The sequence below is a fragment of the Chryseomicrobium aureum genome (genome assembly GCF_043182735.1).
Lineage (GTDB): Bacteria > Bacillota > Bacilli > Bacillales_A > Planococcaceae > Chryseomicrobium > Chryseomicrobium aureum.
Window position 1 is genome coordinate 1,218,523 of sequence record NZ_CP171117.1, and the last position, 18,070, is coordinate 1,236,592.

The 18,070-nt window shown below is 41.7% G+C and carries 14 protein-coding genes and 1 other RNA gene; 13 read left to right on the plus strand and 2 right to left on the minus strand.

The features are described 5' to 3' along the window. The first annotated feature begins 18 nt into the window (after positions 1-18). Genes ACF3OH_RS06480 through nth form a run of 5 tightly spaced genes read left to right on the plus strand, consistent with a single transcriptional unit; the run spans position 19 to position 3,358 of the window. Positions 19-189, plus strand: a complete 171-nt coding sequence (locus ACF3OH_RS06480) for a YpmA family protein (RefSeq protein WP_204589178.1) — start codon at positions 19-21, stop codon at positions 187-189. Beyond that, entirely contained in the window at positions 186-668 is a 483-nt protein-coding gene (locus ACF3OH_RS06485) for a DUF5590 domain-containing protein (protein WP_392456467.1), read from the plus strand. The genes ACF3OH_RS06480 and ACF3OH_RS06485 overlap by 4 nt, the downstream gene beginning before the upstream one ends. A gap of 13 nt (positions 669-681) precedes the next feature. Beyond that, on the plus strand, positions 682-1,977 hold the full coding sequence (asnS, locus tag ACF3OH_RS06490) for an asparagine--tRNA ligase (protein ID WP_204589180.1): 1,296 nt from the start codon (positions 682-684) through the stop codon (positions 1,975-1,977). A gap of 12 nt (positions 1,978-1,989) precedes the next feature. Then, positions 1,990-2,694 carry a DnaD domain-containing protein gene (locus ACF3OH_RS06495; RefSeq protein ID WP_392456470.1) on the plus strand — a complete coding sequence of 235 codons (705 nt, stop codon included), beginning with the start codon at positions 1,990-1,992 and terminating at the stop codon, positions 2,692-2,694. A gap of 1 nt (position 2,695) precedes the next feature. After that, positions 2,696-3,358, plus strand: a complete 663-nt coding sequence (gene nth, locus ACF3OH_RS06500; protein WP_392456473.1) for an endonuclease III — start codon at positions 2,696-2,698, stop codon at positions 3,356-3,358. Between the two features lie 12 nt (positions 3,359-3,370). On the opposite strand, the gene ACF3OH_RS06505 is transcribed toward nth, so the two are convergent. After that, a complete protein-coding gene (locus tag ACF3OH_RS06505; protein WP_392456475.1) occupies positions 3,371-5,968 on the minus strand; it encodes a PBP1A family penicillin-binding protein in 2,598 nt (865 codons plus the stop codon). Positions 5,969-5,972: 4 nt separating this feature from the next. Then, entirely contained in the window at positions 5,973-6,590 is a 618-nt protein-coding gene (gene recU, locus ACF3OH_RS06510; RefSeq protein ID WP_204589183.1) for a Holliday junction resolvase RecU, read from the minus strand. A gap of 148 nt (positions 6,591-6,738) precedes the next feature. On the opposite strand from recU, the gene ACF3OH_RS06515 reads away from it, so the two are divergent. From ACF3OH_RS06515 to ACF3OH_RS06550, 8 genes are all read left to right on the plus strand, one after another. Continuing rightward, positions 6,739-7,119 (plus strand): YppE family protein, encoded by a 381-nt coding sequence (locus tag ACF3OH_RS06515; RefSeq protein ID WP_204589184.1) that lies wholly within the window; start codon positions 6,739-6,741, stop codon positions 7,117-7,119. Further along, positions 7,094-9,352, plus strand: coding sequence for a DEAD/DEAH box helicase (locus ACF3OH_RS06520; protein ID WP_392456478.1), 2,259 nt, complete (start codon positions 7,094-7,096; stop codon positions 9,350-9,352). Before ACF3OH_RS06515 ends, ACF3OH_RS06520 begins: the two co-directional genes overlap by 26 nt. A gap of 1 nt (position 9,353) precedes the next feature. After that, entirely contained in the window at positions 9,354-10,616 is a 1,263-nt protein-coding gene (locus ACF3OH_RS06525) for a ribonuclease H-like domain-containing protein (protein ID WP_392456480.1), read from the plus strand. Between the two features lie 66 nt (positions 10,617-10,682). Beyond that, entirely contained in the window at positions 10,683-10,970 is a 288-nt protein-coding gene (gpsB, locus tag ACF3OH_RS06530) for a cell division regulator GpsB (protein WP_239584750.1), read from the plus strand. 48 nt (positions 10,971-11,018) lie between these two features. Next, an RNA gene (gene rnpB / locus ACF3OH_RS06535) (RNase P RNA component class B) lies at positions 11,019-11,397 on the plus strand. An 80-nt stretch (positions 11,398-11,477) separates the two neighbouring features. Further along, entirely contained in the window at positions 11,478-12,602 is a 1,125-nt protein-coding gene (locus tag ACF3OH_RS06540; protein ID WP_392456482.1) for a class I SAM-dependent RNA methyltransferase, read from the plus strand. A gap of 24 nt (positions 12,603-12,626) precedes the next feature. Continuing rightward, a complete protein-coding gene (locus ACF3OH_RS06545) occupies positions 12,627-14,513 on the plus strand; it encodes an ATP-dependent DNA helicase (protein ID WP_392456484.1) in 1,887 nt (628 codons plus the stop codon). A gap of 13 nt (positions 14,514-14,526) precedes the next feature. Continuing rightward, the gene (locus tag ACF3OH_RS06550; RefSeq protein WP_392456487.1) at positions 14,527-18,069 is read left to right on the plus strand and encodes a dynamin family protein; all 3,543 of its coding nucleotides are present in this window, start codon (positions 14,527-14,529) and stop codon (positions 18,067-18,069) included. Position 18,070: the final 1 nt, after the last annotated feature.

An 18,070-nucleotide genomic window follows, 5' to 3' on the forward strand; every position in this document is an offset into this window, starting at 1 on the left:
AAGAAAGCAGGGATTGCAATGGAATCAAAAATTGAAGTCATCCAATCCGTGACCGTAACGTACCAATCCGACCTCTATAAGCTAGTAGACGCACTCAATCGTTCATTGAAACACGATGATTTGATGTTCGGTTTAGCGCTTGACAAAGAGGATGAATCAAAAGCGGTCTTTACAATTTACCGCACATGAAAATGAAATGGATCGTAGCGACAGTGCTGCTAATTGGAGTCGTCGTCATTTCCGGTCTCGGAATTCTCTATACAGTGGCAAAGAAGCCTGAACAAAACGAATTTGCAAAGTATGAAGAACTCGTCAAATCTCAGGGTCTTCTTAGTACTGTTTCAGAAGTTTATGCCTACAATAGTGTGACGAGTTATGTAACTGTCATCGGAAAGTCCTCTGAAGGGCAAGATGTGGCGTACATCATCGACAAAGCTGAAAACCAAACAGCGTATGAAGTAAACCTCTCTGATGGGATTTCTGCTGAAGAAGCCGAACAGCGAACGCGCGCAGAAGGCAATGTCGAGAAGATTATGTCCATAAAACTCGGTCATGAAGAAATAGGACCTGTATGGGAAGTCACCTATTTGAACACGAATGATGCGCTTGGCTATACGTACTTGGATTTTAAATCAGGAGATTGGTGGAAGCGGATTTCGAATTTATAAGATGGAGGAAATCATGAAGAAAATTTCAATTAATCAAATGCCTTCTCATATCGGAGAAGAAGTAAAGCTAGGGGCTTGGATTGCGAACAAGCGTTCAAGTGGGAAAATTGCATTTTTACAATTGCGAGATGGAACTGGATTTGTACAAGGTGTTGTAGTGAAGGCAGACGTTGGAGAAGAGCTTTTCCAAACTGCAAAAGGTCTGACTCAAGAGTCTTCGGTTTATATTACCGGAACAGTGACTGAAGATACACGCAACAGTTTTGGTTGTGAAATCCAAGTTTCAGAAATTGAAGTGTTATCACTCGCTGAAGATTTCCCGATTACACCAAAAGAGCACGGGACGGAGTTTTTGATGGATAACCGTCATGTTTGGCTACGCTCTCGTAAACAACATGCCATCATGAAAATTCGTAACGAAATCATTCGAGCGACCTATGAATTCTATAACCAAGAGGGCTTTGTCAAAATGGATCCTCCGATTTTAACAGGTTCAGCTCCAGAAGGTACGTCTGAACTGTTTGCGACAAAGTATTTCGATGAAGATGCGTTCTTATCACAATCCGGTCAGTTATACATGGAAGCAGCAGCGATGGCAATGGGGAAAGTATTCTCGTTCGGTCCAACATTCCGTGCTGAAAAATCAAAAACGCGTCGTCATTTGATTGAATTCTGGATGATTGAGCCGGAGATGGCATTTGTTGAGTTTAATGAGAGCTTAGAAGTGCAAGAAAATTATGTATCCTACATCGTGCAATCGGTATTGAAGAACTGTCAATTAGAGCTTGAGCGTTTAGGTCGTGACACATCGAAATTAGAAGCAATTCAAGCGCCATTCCCACGTATTACATACGATGATGCTATCACTTTCTTGCATGAACAAGGATTTGATGACATTAAGTGGGGCGATGATTTCGGAGCACCACACGAGACAGCGATTGCTGAAGCTTATGACAAGCCTGTATTTATTACACATTATCCAACAGGTATCAAGCCTTTTTATATGCAACCACACCCAGACCGTGATGATGTAGTGTTATGTGCAGACATGATTGCACCAGAAGGTTACGGTGAAATTATCGGTGGATCAGAACGTATTCATGATTATGATTTATTAAAGCAACGTATACAAGAACACAACTTAGATGAAGCTGCATATGCTTGGTACTTAGAACTCCGTAAATATGGAACAGTACCTCACTCAGGATTCGGTTTAGGTCTTGAGCGCACAGTAGCATGGATCAGTGGAGCGGAACACGTTCGTGAATCCATTCCATTCCCACGTCTATTAAATCGTTTATACCCTTAAGGAGGACATCACGTGAAAAACACGTCGAGTCGCCTGGAGCAGTGGATGAAGCAGGGAAATGTAACCATTTCCCAGCTTTTTTTTACTCATTATCGGGCTTTAGAGCTTTCCGACCAAGAAGCCATGGTGATTTTACATATTCAATCGTATCAACAAGCTGGGATTCATTTCCCGACGCCTACCGAAATATCCTCTCGAATGGAAATCACGGAACATCAAGTTGCAGCCATCTTACAACGATTGATGCAAAGGGGCTTATTGTTTATCGAACAATCCAACACAGATAAGATGGTAGAAGAGTCTTATGTGTTATATCAGCTGTGGGAACGACTTGTAGATTGTTTAGAGAAGGAACAATCTGCATCAGAGAAAAAAACATCGGAACAACAGATTGGTGAGTTATTCCGTACTTTTGAAGAAGAGTTTGGTAGGGTATTCACTCCACTTGAATATGAGACGATTTCAAAATGGATTGATGAAGATCGTCACAGCGTGGATGTGATCAGGCAAGCACTTGTAGAAGCTGTGCTTGCTGAAAAGAAAAGTTTGAAGTATATAGACCGCATATTATTTGAATGGAAGAAAAAAAATCTGACGACACTCGAAGAAATTCGTAAGCATTCTGAAGGGTTTCATAAATATACGGTAAAACGAACACCGTCTTCAGAAAGTCGACCAAAAGTGCCGTTTTATAATTGGTTGGAAGAGAGGGAGTAAGATGGTAACGAAGAAAGAGTGGCTTGAAATTCTAGATGTTATGGATACGATGTATCCAGATGCCCATTGCGAATTGGTGCATGACAACGCATTTGAACTTGTCATTGCCACACTACTCTCCGCACAATGTACGGATGTCTTAGTGAACCGTGTAACGAAAGATCTTTTCCAAAAATACAAGACACCCGAAGATTACTTGGCTGTTCCTTTGGAAGAATTGCAACAAGATATACGATCAATCGGATTGTATCGCAATAAAGCATCGAATATACAAAAGCTGAGTCAGATGTTACTTGATGAATTTGGTGGCGTGGTTCCCGAAGATCGCGACACGTTGACGCGCCTACCAGGTGTGGGTAGAAAGACGGCAAATGTAGTGGTATCTGTCGCATATGGAGTACCTGCTCTTGCCGTAGACACACATGTTGAACGTGTATCGAAACGGCTAGGTGTTTCAAGGTGGAAGGATTCACCGTTACAAGTAGAGGAGACGCTGATGCGAAAGATGCCTAAAGAATTGTGGTCCAAAGCGCATCATCAAATGATTTTTTTCGGACGGTATCATTGCAAAGCGCAAAATCCAAATTGTCCCGAATGTCCACTTCTCGAAAAATGTCGTGAAGGGAAAAAACGAATGAAAAGCACAAAAAAAGTGGCCCTATAATGGGCCACTTTTTTAATTACTATTTGTTTCTTCTTCATCTGTACCAGGTTCTGTAGGCTCAGTCGGTTCTTCTGAATCGCCATCGCCTTCACCTTCACCCGGCTCAGTTGGTTCCTCAGATTCATCTCCGTTACCATTTCCATTACCGTTGCCATTGCCGTTTCCATTTCCATTGCCATTTTCGTCACCTTCACCTTCACCCGGTTCAGGTTCCGTAGGCTCCGCAGGTTCTTCTTCCTCCGGCTCTTGTTCTTCAGCAAGTGTAATCGATACTGTGGCAGGGGCACTGGATATACCTTCAGCTGTTGCTACAACACTAAATGTATAGGTGTTTCCAGGTTGTAAATCCCTAACAATAAGCCCAGTGTCGGATGTCGTGTCTACCTCTTGAGCGCCACCATCGTTTACTCTCACAGATACGACAAACTCTACATCTTCAACACCTTCAGGAGCTTCATAGTTCCAACGAAGTGTTGCGGACGCGTTAGACTCATCAAAATCTGCCGCTAATCCTGTCGGAGCAGGGAGTTCCGTCAACTCGTATTCATCAGAAACTGCCGTTGGTTCTGAACCGCGAACGAATAATTCTGTACGACGTAGGTTACTTGGTGTAAATTCACTTGCTAATTGAAGGGGTGAAGTACCTACTTCAATAGTAGCTTCCACTACTGAGTTTGGACGGCTAAAGTCTGCAGCATTTGCAGAAATGGTCGTCATGATCTGCTTGAACATTTGTTGCGGTACACGACGCTCTTCAGCAGAAGTCATCGGTTCACTTCGTTTACTATTTCCTGACCAAATCGCTACTGAATAATCCGTAGAGTAGCCAGCAAACCATGTATCTGGGAACGAACCAGAAGGGAGGTTATTTGTTGCAATCTCGTCGGCACTATAGTTCGAAGTACCAGACTTACCTGCCAAGTCAATCCCAGGAACTGCAGCGGTTTGACCTGTACCATTTTGATTTTCTAAAACGTCACGTAACATATCCGTCACCATGTAGGCTGTAGAATCCTTCATGACTGTTTCTAAGTTGTTTTTCAAAACGTCTTCTGTTTCTCCGTCACGATAGACGATTTTTTCAATTGCATAAGGTTCCGCGTGATATCCGCCATTCGCAAATGCGCTATATGCACCAGCAAGCGTCATTGGTGAAATTCCTTCAATACCACCTAGAACAGACGATTCATAAACATTTTCAATGCCTAACCCAAAACGATTGATAAAGTCTCGAGAGTTATCAAGACCCACTTCGCGCAGTGTTTTGACTGCAGGTGTGTTTTGAGAGCGGTATAATGCTTCGCGCATTGTCATAGGACCTAAATAACGATCGACAAAGTTCCGTACAACTTGGTCAGTACCTGTGTAGGTGATTTGTTCATCGACTACAGTTTGCCCTGTTGACCAGTTCAGATTTTCTATCGCAGGCGCATACGCAAGAAGTGGTTTCATCGTAGAGCCAGGCTGACGGTCTTTATTATCATACGCATAGTTCCAACCACGATTTGAATAATTTCGTGCTCCACCTGAAGCAACAAGTGCTCCAGTTTTCGGGTCTACGACGGCGATACCTGCTTGTTGTTTCTCAGTAGCATAAATGTCAGAGTTGATCACTTCTTCTACTTTCGTTTGTACAGCAGGGTCTAAAGTCGTGTGAACAGTGATACCTTCTGATAGAAGAGAAGGGTCAATTTTGTTTAATTCACTTTCCACGATATCAATGAATGCTTCATATTTTAATTCGCTTGAAGCTTGACGTTGATCTTCTGGAATCAATGTCTCTGTAACGGGAATTGCACGAGCAGCATCCGCTTCTTCAGTCGTAATTTTTCCGTGTAACTCCATTAAATGCAGGACTGTATTTCGACGTTTTTCAGCAAGTTCTGGATTGTTGAACGGATTGTAATTGTTCGGACTTTGTGGAATTCCAGCAAGCATCGCTATTTCATGTAGTTCTAGTTCATTTAATTCCTTACCATAGAAATAATCTGCAGCTGTTCCAAAACCATAATTGCGACCTGACATAAGAATTTTATTGAAATACATTTCAAAAATCTCTTCTTTGTCATAGGCGCGTTCTAATTGGAACGATAGCCAAGCTTCTTGCGCTTTTCGTTTTAATGTCTTTTCATTTTGCAAGAAAGAGTTTTTCACGACTTGTTGCGTAATAGTAGAAGCACCCTGTGCTCCAAACCCTTGTGTAACGTTCGCAATTACGGCACTTCCTAAACGTAAGAAGTCCATACCCATATGGTCATAAAAACGAACATCTTCTGTAGCTAAAATCGCATCTTCCATCTGTTGTGGAATATCATCAAAATTGACATAAATTCGGTTTTCAGTTCCAGAAGTATAGAAAGCTTCGCCATTTTTATCAAGGAAAGTGGACGAAATCGGGTCTTTTAAAGACTCTTCATCAAGCGGTGGTGCAGAGCTTGCGTAATACACAAATAATCCAAAACCACTAAGTAAGCCAATAAGGCCAATTGCGACTAGTGCTAAGAATATCTTTTTGAAGATACCCCGTTTGCCAGTTTTTCCTTTTGTTTTCTTTTTGCTTTTTTGTTGCTCTAATCTAATTTGTTGCCGAGTTCGCTGTTCATTCGCCACGAGCTCATTCCTCACTTTCTTTGCCAGTCAAATAAAGATCGACAGCATCTAAATAGGGTACACGCGGAGCATACCCAGGAGTAATTTCAATACCAGTTTGTTCAAACTCATCAAGTGTGATCGATTTTCGACCACCTTGATTCATTCGATCCCAATACAAGTCAAGTGTTTGACTACTCATGAAAAAGTAGCGTTCAAGAGTTGAAAAAGCTACAACCAAAAATGCGATACCATTTTGCTCTGCTACTTGTCGCATGTGCAGGACTTGGTGTTCGTGAACATTTTGAAGAGGAAACGATGTTTTATTCTTCGTCTCTTTCGCTTCAAAATCTAAATAGTATCCATTATATACGCCATTGTAATCTGTTGTGGATGGTGTACGGTAATAAGCTTCTCGTATGACTGCACGCGCTCTTCCGGGGTAATCCACTTTTACGATTTGGATTGGGATTGGTTTTTTATGAATCACTGCTACTTTATGTTGCAAGTAATAGTCATTCGTTTCATTGACTTCATCCTCTAACGTCTTTCCCCGATTACTAAAAGAATAATCCTTTTTGGACGCAGTTTTTTTCGGGGAGGTAGGTTGGTACCGTTTTCCATTCGGATACCGTATGCTCATAGTCAACACCTCTGTGCCTTAGTGTAGCATATACACTAGACGCCTGACATGCCCCGAATGTTTCATTCGAATGTTTGTTCGTAAAACTAGTTGAAGTAGTGAACTTTTGATATGATAAAAGGATAGAAGTGAACAGGAAGTGACACAGATGAAACTTAAAGACTTAACAGAAAAATTGATTAGTGAATCAGAAGCGTGTCTTGCAAGATTTGAACAACTACGTGTCGAAGATCGCACACCTGATTTTTTCGAGGAAGTAAAACCTCATGTAGCAAAAGTGGACATATGGATTAGTGAGTGGAAACAAGAAGCCGAGCGCTACATTCGTCTTAACCGACCGAAGTATATCCATCAAAATCAAATCGATGCAACAGAAGATGGGATGAAACAGTATAGTGTACAGTCTTTTTTCAAAGAAACTTCGAAGAAAAGATTTTATCAAAGTGTACATGCCGTTCTTTACACACTGAAAACTTTGCTGACGGAATTGGAGCGTGAGGGCAATGACGACAATATCCCAACTACTTGATGAATGGGTAAAAGATCCTGCCAAAAAACAGCAGATCCAGTCGATACATGTCATAGAACCAAAAGAAGCAAAAACAGTCCCGTTTCCTCAAGACTTAGATGATAGTTTGATAGCTGCCCTCCATGCGAAAGGAATTTCAGAACTTTACACACATCAAGCGAGTGCATACATGCATGCTCGTGCTGGAGAGTCGTTTACAGCAATTACTCCTACAGCTTCTGGCAAATCATTGTGCTATCATCTACCAGTTTTGCAGTCGATTATTGAAGACCCCAAAAGCCGGGCGATTTATTTATTTCCAACGAAAGCTCTAGCGCAAGATCAAAAAGCAGATGTGAACAAATTGATTGAAGCCACAGGCAAGCAAATCAACAGTTTTACATATGATGGAGATACAGAGCCAGGGATTCGTAGAAAAGTGCGAACGAATGGCAATATCATTCTAACCAATCCGGACATGTTGCATTCAGGTATTTTACCGCACCACACAAAATGGGTGTCGATGTTTGAGAACTTGAAATACATCATAATTGATGAAATGCATACGTATAAAGGTGTGTTCGGCTCTCACGTAGCGCATGTTATACGTCGATTGAAACGAATTTGTGCATTTTACGGAAGCCACCCGGTCATCATCTGTACGTCTGCCACAATTCAAAATCCAAAAGAGTTAGCGGATTCACTCACACATGAAGACCATGTCGTACTCACAAATAACGGCGCCCCTTCCGGAACAAAGTACTTCATGTTTTACAATCCGCCGGTCGTCCATCCGACTTACAACGTGCGAAGAAGTGCTGTTCTAGAAGTTCGTGACCTCGCGCAAGAATTGTATGCAAAACGTTTACAGACAATCATTTTTGCGAAGAGTCGCGTTCGTGTAGAGATGCTCGTCACCTATTTGAAAGCATTGGTCAGTAAGAAACTAAATGATCGCTCCATTCAAGGATATAGAGGAGGGTATTTACCTTCTGAAAGAAGAGAAATTGAGAAGGGCTTGCGTGACGGAGACATTCGAACAGTCGTCAGTACAAACGCTTTAGAACTGGGTGTCGACATTGGGCAATTGCAAGTCTGTATTATGACAGGCTATCCAGGCAATATTGCAAGTGCATGGCAACAAGCAGGACGAGCGGGGCGTCGTCAAGAAGAGTCACTTGTTGTCTATGTCGCACAATCTACAGCACTGGATCAATACGTTGTTGACCATCCCGAGTATTTACTTGGCCAATCTCCAGAAGAAGTCCGTATTTTCCCGGAAAACATGTTGATTTTAATGGACCATTTAAAATGTGCAGCGTTTGAATTACCGTTCGAGAAACAAGAAGACTACGCGGAGTATCATGTGACGCCACTACTTGAGCTTTTGAAAGAAGAACGCGTCTTGTTAGAAACAGCAGATAAATGGCATTGGATGGCTGAAAGTTTTCCAGCGAGTAATATCTCCTTGCGTTCAGCCTCTCAGGACAATGTGATTATTATTGATCAATCCGTTCCAACCAAGACGCGGGTTATAGGAGAGATGGATTTATTTAGTGCGATGACATTGTTACACGAAGAAGCGATCTATCTCCATCAAGGCACTCAGTTTCAAGTAGAGCTTCTCGATTGGGATGAGAAAAAAGCATTTGTCACAGAAGTAGATGTAGATTATTTTACGGATGCAAACATTGCAGTAGAAATGAAAGTACTTTCGAAAGATAAACACCGAACCGAAAAGAACGTCGAGATGCATTATGGCGATATTATCGTGCTCGCACACCCTACACTCTTTAAAAAAATCAAATTTGATACGCATGACAATATTGGATCTGGAACAATCGATTTACCGCCACTTGAGCTTCATACATCTGCAACATGGATCACTTTTTCAAAACCGGAAGAAGGGAATCTGCATCTGTTCTCAGATGCAATGGTTGGTGCAGCTTATGCGCTACATTCTTTCATTCCACTATTTTTAGACTGTGATCGTAAAGATGTGCATGTCGTTCCGCAAATGAAATCCATCTTAGACCAGCAACCAACATTTTTCATTTACGACAGTTATCCAGGTGGTATTGGTTTATCTGAACGAATGTTAGACCGATTTGAAGAACTTGTGGAAGAAGCACATGCGCAAGTAGCTTCTTGTCCATGCTTGGATGGATGTCCTGCATGTATTGGTGCGCAGGAAGCAAATGTCGGTTTAAAAGAAGAAGTCCTTTTATTACTAACGAACTTGGTGCGTGACTGATATGTCCTATGAAAAAAAATTACTGGCTATGAAAGGCCTTATAAAAAAGCAACCTGAACAAGTCAAAGAACCTATCAAAGAAGTGAATCGCCCTGATTTTGTGAAATGGTCTTCGTCGGACTATGACTTGGTTCATACAGACCAAGGCGTCTACTATAAAATCTCAACGCTTTTGCCGCATGACTTTAAGCATGGAGGGACTCAGTTTTCAGAACTCTCCTCCCTTGTCGCGAAAGCAAAGCGCGATTTTAAAGGGCATCCACTAACTCCAGAAGAGTCAAGTCGCCTCTTTTTTTATGACACCGAAACGACGGGTCTAAAAGGTGTCGGCGTTCATATTTTTTTAAATGGCGTCTTGTTTGAAACGGCCACTGGGTTTCAACTCGATCAATTTATTTTGGCTTCTCCGCAACATGAATTGGCATTTTTAAAAGCGTTACCTTTTCAAGACCGTGACACAATTATCACGTATAACGGCAAAAGCTTTGACTTGACCCAGCTCGAAGTGCGTTGGACGATGAACCGAAAACTTCTTCCAAGTTTTCCGCAAGTGTTTCAAATTGATTTGCTTCACGGAAGTAAGCGACTGTGGAGAGGACAACAAGAGCGTTATAAGTTGCAAGACATGGAAAGAGAACAATTGAACTTTCATAGGGAAGATGACATGCCCGGACATCTCGCTCCGATTGTTTATATGGACGCTGTTAGATCGGGGAAAACCGAAAACTTGGATCGCATACTAGAACATAACAAATGGGATTTGTATTCTCTAGTGGCATTGTATATCCACTCTCTTCGTCATCTCGTAGATGCACCTGAGACCCGGTCTTCTCAAACTGAATTAAATTTAGCAAAATGGCTGCGAGATTTAAAATTGTTGCCAAACAGTCGAGAGCTTTATGGAAAAGTAACTGAACGTTATGAGAAACAAGATATACCACACGCTTATTATTATTTGTCTCTTTTACAAAAGCGTGAAGGAGAATTTGCATCAAGCCTTGATTTGATGGAGACAGCTTCAGAATTGCTAGTAGGAATTGAGAAGTTGGACGCACTCATTCATTGTGCAAAACTTGCAGAGCATCAAATGAAAGATCTCGGGCAAGCGAAGAATTACGTCCAACAAGCAAAAACACAGTTGTTATCATTAACAGCAATCTTGACGCGTGAGAAATTGGCTTTCTACTTGGCAGAATTGAAAAATAGGGACGAACGATTAGACCGGAAAATCATTTCTCGGGAAAGCGCAAGCTTCGACAAATAGATAGGTGTGTCAAGCGTTCCTATGCTATAATGAAGCCAATCACCAATGGATGGAAGGAAGATGGGTATGGGGATTCAATTTAAACCAAATGATATTTTAGAGAAACAATTTAAAACAACAATGCGTGGCTATAGTCAAGAAGAAGTCGATGCATTTTTAGATGAAGTCATTAAAGACTATGAGCAGTTCGATAAGCGAATCCAAGAGCTCGAGAAAGAGAACCGAGATCTTCGCACGCAATTAGAAGATACACCAAAATCAGCACCAGCCCCTCAGTCATCTACAAACTTTGACATTTTAAAGCGCTTGTCTAATTTGGAGAAGCATGTATTTGGTGCGAAGCTTTACGACTGATAGTTCTTGTGTAAACCAGTAAAATAACGTATACTCGATTGTGGCCTTCTATTCAGGCAATCGCTGCACATACTAATGTGTAGAGGAAAGTCCATGCTCACACAGTTCTGAGATGTCTGTAGTGTTCGTGCCTCGTGAAGTCATAAACGAGGGCAGCTGCCAGCTGACGGCAGAGAAACCACCTACGTCTTACGGGATATGGTGCAGTACTCTTGAAAGTGCCACAGTGACGAAGTCTTATCGGAAACGGTAAGAGTGGAACGCGGTAAACCCCACGAGTGAGAAACCCAAATTATGGTAGGGGCATTTCCATGAAGGAATTGAACGGATTGGAAGACGGCATGTCCGTAGATAGATGATTGCCGCCCAGTATGTACGAGGGAATTTCCCGTTTGAGTACAAGGGAGACAAAACATGGCTTATCGAATAGAAGGTTTTATGATAAACAGCACAGCTCTCCTTTTCGGAGAGTTTTTTCTCTTTATAGACTAAAAAGGAGTGGATACTATGACATATAAATTACTTGCGACAGCTGCAATGGGATTAGAGGGTATCGTTGCAGATGAATTGAAAGACTTAGGTTTTGAAACACAAACAGACAACGGGAAAGTGTTTTTTGAAGGGGACGAAGAAGCCATCGCAAAAGCGAACATTTGGTTACGTGTGGCAGACCGTGTGAAACTTGTAGTAGGGGAGTTCCCTGCCAAGACATTTGATCAACTTTTTGAAGGGACAAAAGCACTTCCATGGGAAAAGTACTTACCGGTAGATGCAAATTTCCCAGTGAGCGGGAAAAGTGTAAAATCGACATTATACAGTGTTCCAGATTGTCAAAGTATCGTGAAAAAAGCAATCGTTGAGCGATTAAAGTCCGCATATAAACGTATGAGCTATCTTGATGAGTCCGGTGCTCGCTATAAAATCGAAGTCAGCATTTTAAAGGACCGTGTGTTACTCACAATGGATACAAGCGGTGTTGGCCTGCATAAACGCGGATATCGAACGACGCAAGGGGATGCTCCTTTAAAAGAAACATTAGCAGCGGCTCTTGTAAAAATTTCAAAGTGGAGTCCAAGTCGTCCATTTGTCGACCCATTCTGTGGCTCGGGTACACTTTGTATTGAAGCGGCTATGATTGGTCAGAACATTGCACCCGGATATAATCGTGAGTTTGATGCAGAACACTGGAGTTGGATCAAACCAGCAGTATGGGAAAAAATACGTGATGAAGCCGACACACAAGCGGATTATGATCAAGAACTCACAATCCTTGGAACGGACATCGATCACCGTATGATTGAAATTGCGAATTCCAATGCATTAGAAGCAGGATTTGCGGATATCATTACATTCAAGCAAATGCAAGCCGCAGATTTTACAACTCGTTTAGATAACGGTGTTGTCATCAGTAACCCACCCTACGGAGAACGTATCGGTGAAGTTGAAGAGATTGAAAAGACATTGTCTCAATTTGGCTATGTGATGAGTAAATATCCATCGTGGTCTGTTTATTTGTTATCTTCTATGGAAAACTTGGAAACCGTTTATGGTAAGAAAGCAACGAAAAAACGCAAATTATTCAATGGATTTATCCGTACAGATTATTATCAATTCTGGGGTCAAAGAGTCTAAATTAGTCTAGAAAAGAGTGAAGTTATGCGCAAAAATATTCCATTCGAATTATCCAAAGATCAATCGTTCTATCAGTCGTTATCGAACTGGTTAGGTGATGTGTTTTATGACACCTTGCCGGAAAATGGATACGAGATTCGTGATGAACAAGTATATATGGCCTTCCAAATTGAAAAGGCATTACAGTCGAAATCCGTTCTTTTTGCCGAGGCCGGAGTAGGAACTGGAAAGACAATGGCTTATTTATTACCATCGATTGCGTATGCACGCTACACAGGTAAGCCTGTAATTATAGCTTGTTCGGATGAAGCCCTTATTGAACAGCTGATCAAACCAGAAGGGGATATCTCTCGCCTATCTGAGCTGCTCAACTTATCGATTGATGTACGTTTGGCAAAGTCGCGAGAAGAATATTTGTGTCTGCAGCGATTAGATGAACAACGTCGTGGGTTTGATGTGCCAGAATTTGTGGATGAGATTGATGACCGTCTTCCGGAGTTTGTATTTGGGGGATCTTCTCTTCAAAAAGTGTATCCGTATGGAGATCGCAAAGAATTCAGCTTCCTTACAGATGAGCAGTGGAAGCTTGTCAATTATCATCCGGTACAACAGTGTTCCATCTGTGACATCAAAAATCAATGTGGACAAACCATCTCTCGTCAATTCTACCGTCAAGCAACTGACCTAGTGATTTGCTCGCATGAATTTTTGATGGAACATTTGTGGACGGCAGAGTCACGCAAGCGTCAAGAACAATTGCCATTACTTCCTGAAGCTTCTGCGATTGTATTAGATGAAGGACACTTAGTGGAATTTGCCGCGCAGGAAGCATTTACATTAAAAGTGCAAAGCGAATCATTATTGGATTTGTTAGAGAAAGCACGAGTAGAAGGATTGCGTCCTAAAACACTTCACTATCTTGATGTTCTAGAAGAAGCTCATTTAGCGTTTTTTGAACTGTTACGTTCTTCTATTGACAATGACATGCTTGAAAAGATGACAATCCGTCATACCGATGAGTTGAAAGCTGCGAGTGGATTACTTGTCAGAACAGTAGAAGCTCTACTAGAAGAGTTTGTATTCGAGGGTGAAATGTACTCGATTGAATCCTACGATATGAAACTGATGGAAGAATACTTGGAAGATTACTTGCAAGCGTTCCAGTTGTTCACAGAAGACAATGAAGCGATTGATTGGGTAGAAGAGGTAGACGGGATTGAAACACTTGCCATCATGCCAGAACTTGTAGACGAACAACTTGCTGAAAAATTGTTTAATGGAACACTACCAATTATCTTCTCTTCTGCAACACTCAGTGTCGAGCAGACGTTTGACTATTTAGCTGGCAATTTAGGGATTGCAGACTATCAGTCACTTCAAGTTGCTTCACCATTTGACTACGAAGAAGTCATGACGATTCATGTGTCTGAACCCGTGGATAAAAGCGAAAAAGTACTCGAACTTCTAAAATCAGAAGAGCCGACACTTGTCTTGTTTGCGACAAAAGAATCGTTTGAACAGTTCCAATTGATGTATGGACATGAGGATATATTGTTCGAAGGGGAACAAGAAATGAGCTCGCTTATTGAGGCGTACAAAGAAAAGCCATCTGTTTTAGCTTCCTACTCACTTTGGGAAGGATTGGATCTACCGCAAGACTTATTGACGCGTGTCATTGTCTACGATTTGCCATTCCCACCGAATGATCCGATTTTCAATGCGAAGCGTGCAGCTTCTTTCAATGCATTTGAAGAAGTGGATTTACCATTTATGAAGATGCGAATGAAGCAGGGGGTCGGGCGTTTGATTCGTACAGAAAAAGATCGTGGCTCGATTGAGATTTTACTGACTGCATCTGAAAAAGCATTTTTACAAGAGCTCGAACAGGAACTTCCTGTCTCGCCAAAGTAAAGGGGTAGCGTGTATGAATGAACAACGACAACAACTGTATAGACGAACTGCGCTTTTAGGTGTCGTAACGAAGCAGCAAGGGAATGTTACTACATTTGATAAAGCGAAGAAATTTGGTCAAAAACTGTTTACGGAAAATCTGACGATTGCGTTTGCTGGGCACTTCTCTGCGGGGAAGTCCAGCATGATCAACGCGTTGACAGGTGAAAACTTGTTAGCAACAAGTCCAATTCCCACATCTGCAAATATAGTGACGATTCAAAAAGCTACGAATTGGAAAGCATACATCCACTTTATGAATGGAGACGTCGCCGTAGCAGAGGAAGAATTGGCTGTAGCCAACCTTAAACGTATGGCAAAAGACGGACAATCCGTTCGTAAAATCGAATTGTTTCACCCAGATACTCGATTGCCAAATGATATCGTAGTAATGGATACACCTGGAGTGGATTCTACGGACGATGCTCATAGACTATCTACAGAATCTGAGTTGCATTTAGCGGACTTGGTATTTTATGTGATGGACTATAATCATGTCCAGTCAGAATTAAATTTTACTTTCACAAAAGACTTGATGCGGACAAATCCGAACGTTTACTTGATTATTAATCAAATGGATAAGCACAGAGAACAAGAACTTTCACTAGAGGCTTACAAACAGTCAGTTAAGACAGCATTTGAGAGCTGGGGTGTCCATCCAAAAGGAATTTTCTTTACGTCTCTTCGTGATGCTAAGACCTATCCAGTGAAGGATGTTCAGGATGTCATCCAACACGCGCTCGAGAATAAGGAGACGGTTTTAGAAGAAAGTACTACAGGCACTCTTCAAAAACTTATTGATGAACACGCTACCTATTTAAAAGAAGATCAAGAAGACTTAGCTGCTACATATGAAGAGCTCTTTTCACCAGAAGAATGGCTCGATAAAAAGACGACCTATTCAGAGACAAAGCTTGCACTTCAATCATTTGAACTTCTGGATTTCACCAAGTGGAAAGAAGAACTTCAAAATGATGTCCAAGAAGTGCTATCGACGGCCTATTTGATGACGCCTGATGTCCGCGAGAGAATCCGTCTATACGCGGAGGCGAGTCAACCTGGTTTCAAAGTAGGCTTTTTTGGCGCGAAGAAAAAGACGGAAGAGGAGCAAGACAATCGTTTAAAAGCTGCAACGCAACTTTTGCAAGAAGTGTTTGATCAAACGACCTTACCACTACTACAACGAGTGATTGATCGCTATGCACGTGTAGTACAGTCGGACGAGACATATATTTCTTTCAAGATGGATCCAAAACTTATCGCTACAGAGTACAAACCTGGCACAAGTGCAACAGGAGACGGGCTTCTTCAGTTTTCGTCTCGGATCGAACAGGCTATTAAACGATTTATTGTGCAGACAACACTTGTTTGGGCGGATGAACGTTTATCTGAGTCAGATGGAGAAACAATTTTATCAGAAGACGATCAACTTAAGAAACAATCGTTAACGAGACGAAAACTAGCTCTAGAAGAGTGGTTTGCAAGTGAAGAACGTCTAGCCGATTACTCGCTACAAATGAAGTCACCAAATGAACAGTTACAAGCTGCTCGCATGCTTCAGTTAAAGACATGGGAAGAGGAGTATACAGAGTTTTACGCCAAAGCCAAACCGCTCAAACTCGGACAAGAAGTTGAAAAAGTGATCGATGAAAAGCAAGAGCAAGAAGCTGAAAAAGCGGCATCATTTGACGAGTCCGCGATTTTGTCAAAGGCGCAAAATGTCACGACGCAACTAGCAGACATACCGAACTTTAAAGATGCTGTGCGTGAACTAAAACAAAAAATCAAACGCGTGACGAATCGCTCATTCACTATTGCTCTATTTGGTGCATTTTCTGCTGGTAAATCTAGTTTTTCAAATGCGTTGCTCGGAGACGCAGTTTTACCAGTGTCGCCTAACCCGACAACGGCTTCCATCAATAAAATCGCTCCTATTGCAGAGGGCAAACCTCATCGTCACGCGGATGTAGCATTCAAGAAAAAAGAAGATTTACTGACAGAATTAAAGGCCATGGTTGCGCCACACGGTAAAGAGTGTCAATCTCTTGAGGAATTCAAAAGTCGAGCCAATGAGTTTTTAACTAAACCTCTCGATGAAACGAAAAAGTCCTTCATTCGCGCATTCTTATCTGGTAGTGACGAGCAACTTATTTATCTTGGAACCACGCGTCTAGTAGATCATGAAAACTTTACTGAATATGTCGCAGTCGAATCAAAAAGTTGTTTTGTTGAGACAATCACTTATTACTACGATTGTGAATTGACTCGAGCAGGGGTCACATTAGTGGATACACCTGGGGCAGATTCGATTAATGCACGGCATACTGGCGTTGCCTTCGATTACATTCGAAATGCAGATGCAGTTCTATTCATCACCTATTACAATCACGCATTTGCAAAAGCAGACCGTGAGTTTTTAATTCAACTTGGACGTGTAAAAGATTCTTTTGAACTCGATAAAATGTTCTTCGTAGTCAATGCAATTGACCTCGCAAGTTCTGAACAAGAAAAACAAGAAGTCATCGACTATGTGGGACAAGAACTGACCCAGTTCGGCATTCGCTTCCCACGCTTATATGGGGTATCTAGTCTACAAGCTTTAAAAGAGAAGCAGACTGGCGAAAACTTAACGAGTGGTATGCCTGCTTTTTCAGATGCTTTCCAAGCATTTTTAAGGAATGAGCTTCTTGATGTGATTTTACAGGCCGTTTCAGAACAAGCGGACGAGTTAGTCGAGCAATTCTCTAAGCTAATTGATTCTACTGAGGAGAATATGCTACGGAAACCACAACGATTAGCAGAACTCGCAGAACTCGAACAACAGTTGCGCACACGCTATACAAAGTCCCATTCACAATCGATGCGTACGGCTCTATTAAATGAAGCAGACACGCTTATTTATTATTTGAAACAACGACTGTTCTACCGATATCCAGACTTCTTTAAAGAAGCATTCAATCCGTCAAGGTTTGCTAGTAAGGATGGAAGACAAGCATTCGAACAAGCGTTACGTGAAGTCGCTGCAAGTATACAGTTTGATGCCGCGCAAGAGCTGCGCGTCACAAACTTGCGCCTTCAACAAGCAACTGACAAAAGTGTTCGGGATTACGAGCGACAAGAGCTTGCGTTCTTGTATGAACAGCCTGCTGCATTTGCAGTGAGTCCTATAGAGCTCAAAGCACCCAAACTTTTAGAGTTTCAAGAGCCTACTCTAAAAGTTGAAAACTATAGTTCGTTAAAGAGTGGATACAAGAACGCGAAACGATTCTTCGAAAAGAATGAAAAACATGCTGTGCAACAGGACCTCGAACGCATGATCAAAGATGATTTAGAAAATCCATTTGCTGCTGAGAAGTCACGCTTGCGCAATTGGACAGATAGTTATTTCAGCGAAGTAATGGATCAAATAAAGTTGCGACTCTTACAATCATCAGTTTCAACGATACAAGCAGAACGAGAACTTTTAGAACAACACGAAACGCTTACGAAATGGAAACAAAAACGCACACTACTTTAGG

Excerpts from the sequence above, each read along its gene's own strand:
- nth (WP_392456473.1), top strand. The coding sequence starts at position 2,696 with ATGGTAACGAAGAAAGAGTGGCTTGAAATTCTAGATGTTATGGATACG.
- ACF3OH_RS06480 (WP_204589178.1), top strand. The coding sequence starts at position 19 with ATGGAATCAAAAATTGAAGTCATCCAATCCGTGACCGTAACGTACCAA.
- ACF3OH_RS06520 (WP_392456478.1), top strand. The coding sequence starts at position 7,094 with ATGACGACAATATCCCAACTACTTGATGAATGGGTAAAAGATCCTGCC.
- ACF3OH_RS06545 (WP_392456484.1), top strand. The coding sequence starts at position 12,627 with ATGCGCAAAAATATTCCATTCGAATTATCCAAAGATCAATCGTTCTAT.
- recU (WP_204589183.1), bottom strand. The coding sequence starts at position 6,590 with ATGAGCATACGGTATCCGAATGGAAAACGGTACCAACCTACCTCCCCG.
- ACF3OH_RS06540 (WP_392456482.1), top strand. The coding sequence starts at position 11,478 with ATGACATATAAATTACTTGCGACAGCTGCAATGGGATTAGAGGGTATC.
- asnS (WP_204589180.1), top strand. The coding sequence starts at position 682 with ATGAAGAAAATTTCAATTAATCAAATGCCTTCTCATATCGGAGAAGAA.
- ACF3OH_RS06525 (WP_392456480.1), top strand. The coding sequence starts at position 9,354 with ATGTCCTATGAAAAAAAATTACTGGCTATGAAAGGCCTTATAAAAAAG.
- ACF3OH_RS06515 (WP_204589184.1), top strand. The coding sequence starts at position 6,739 with ATGAAACTTAAAGACTTAACAGAAAAATTGATTAGTGAATCAGAAGCG.
- ACF3OH_RS06550 (WP_392456487.1), top strand. The coding sequence starts at position 14,527 with ATGAATGAACAACGACAACAACTGTATAGACGAACTGCGCTTTTAGGT.
- gpsB (WP_239584750.1), top strand. The coding sequence starts at position 10,683 with ATGGGGATTCAATTTAAACCAAATGATATTTTAGAGAAACAATTTAAA.
- ACF3OH_RS06485 (WP_392456467.1), top strand. The coding sequence starts at position 186 with ATGAAAATGAAATGGATCGTAGCGACAGTGCTGCTAATTGGAGTCGTC.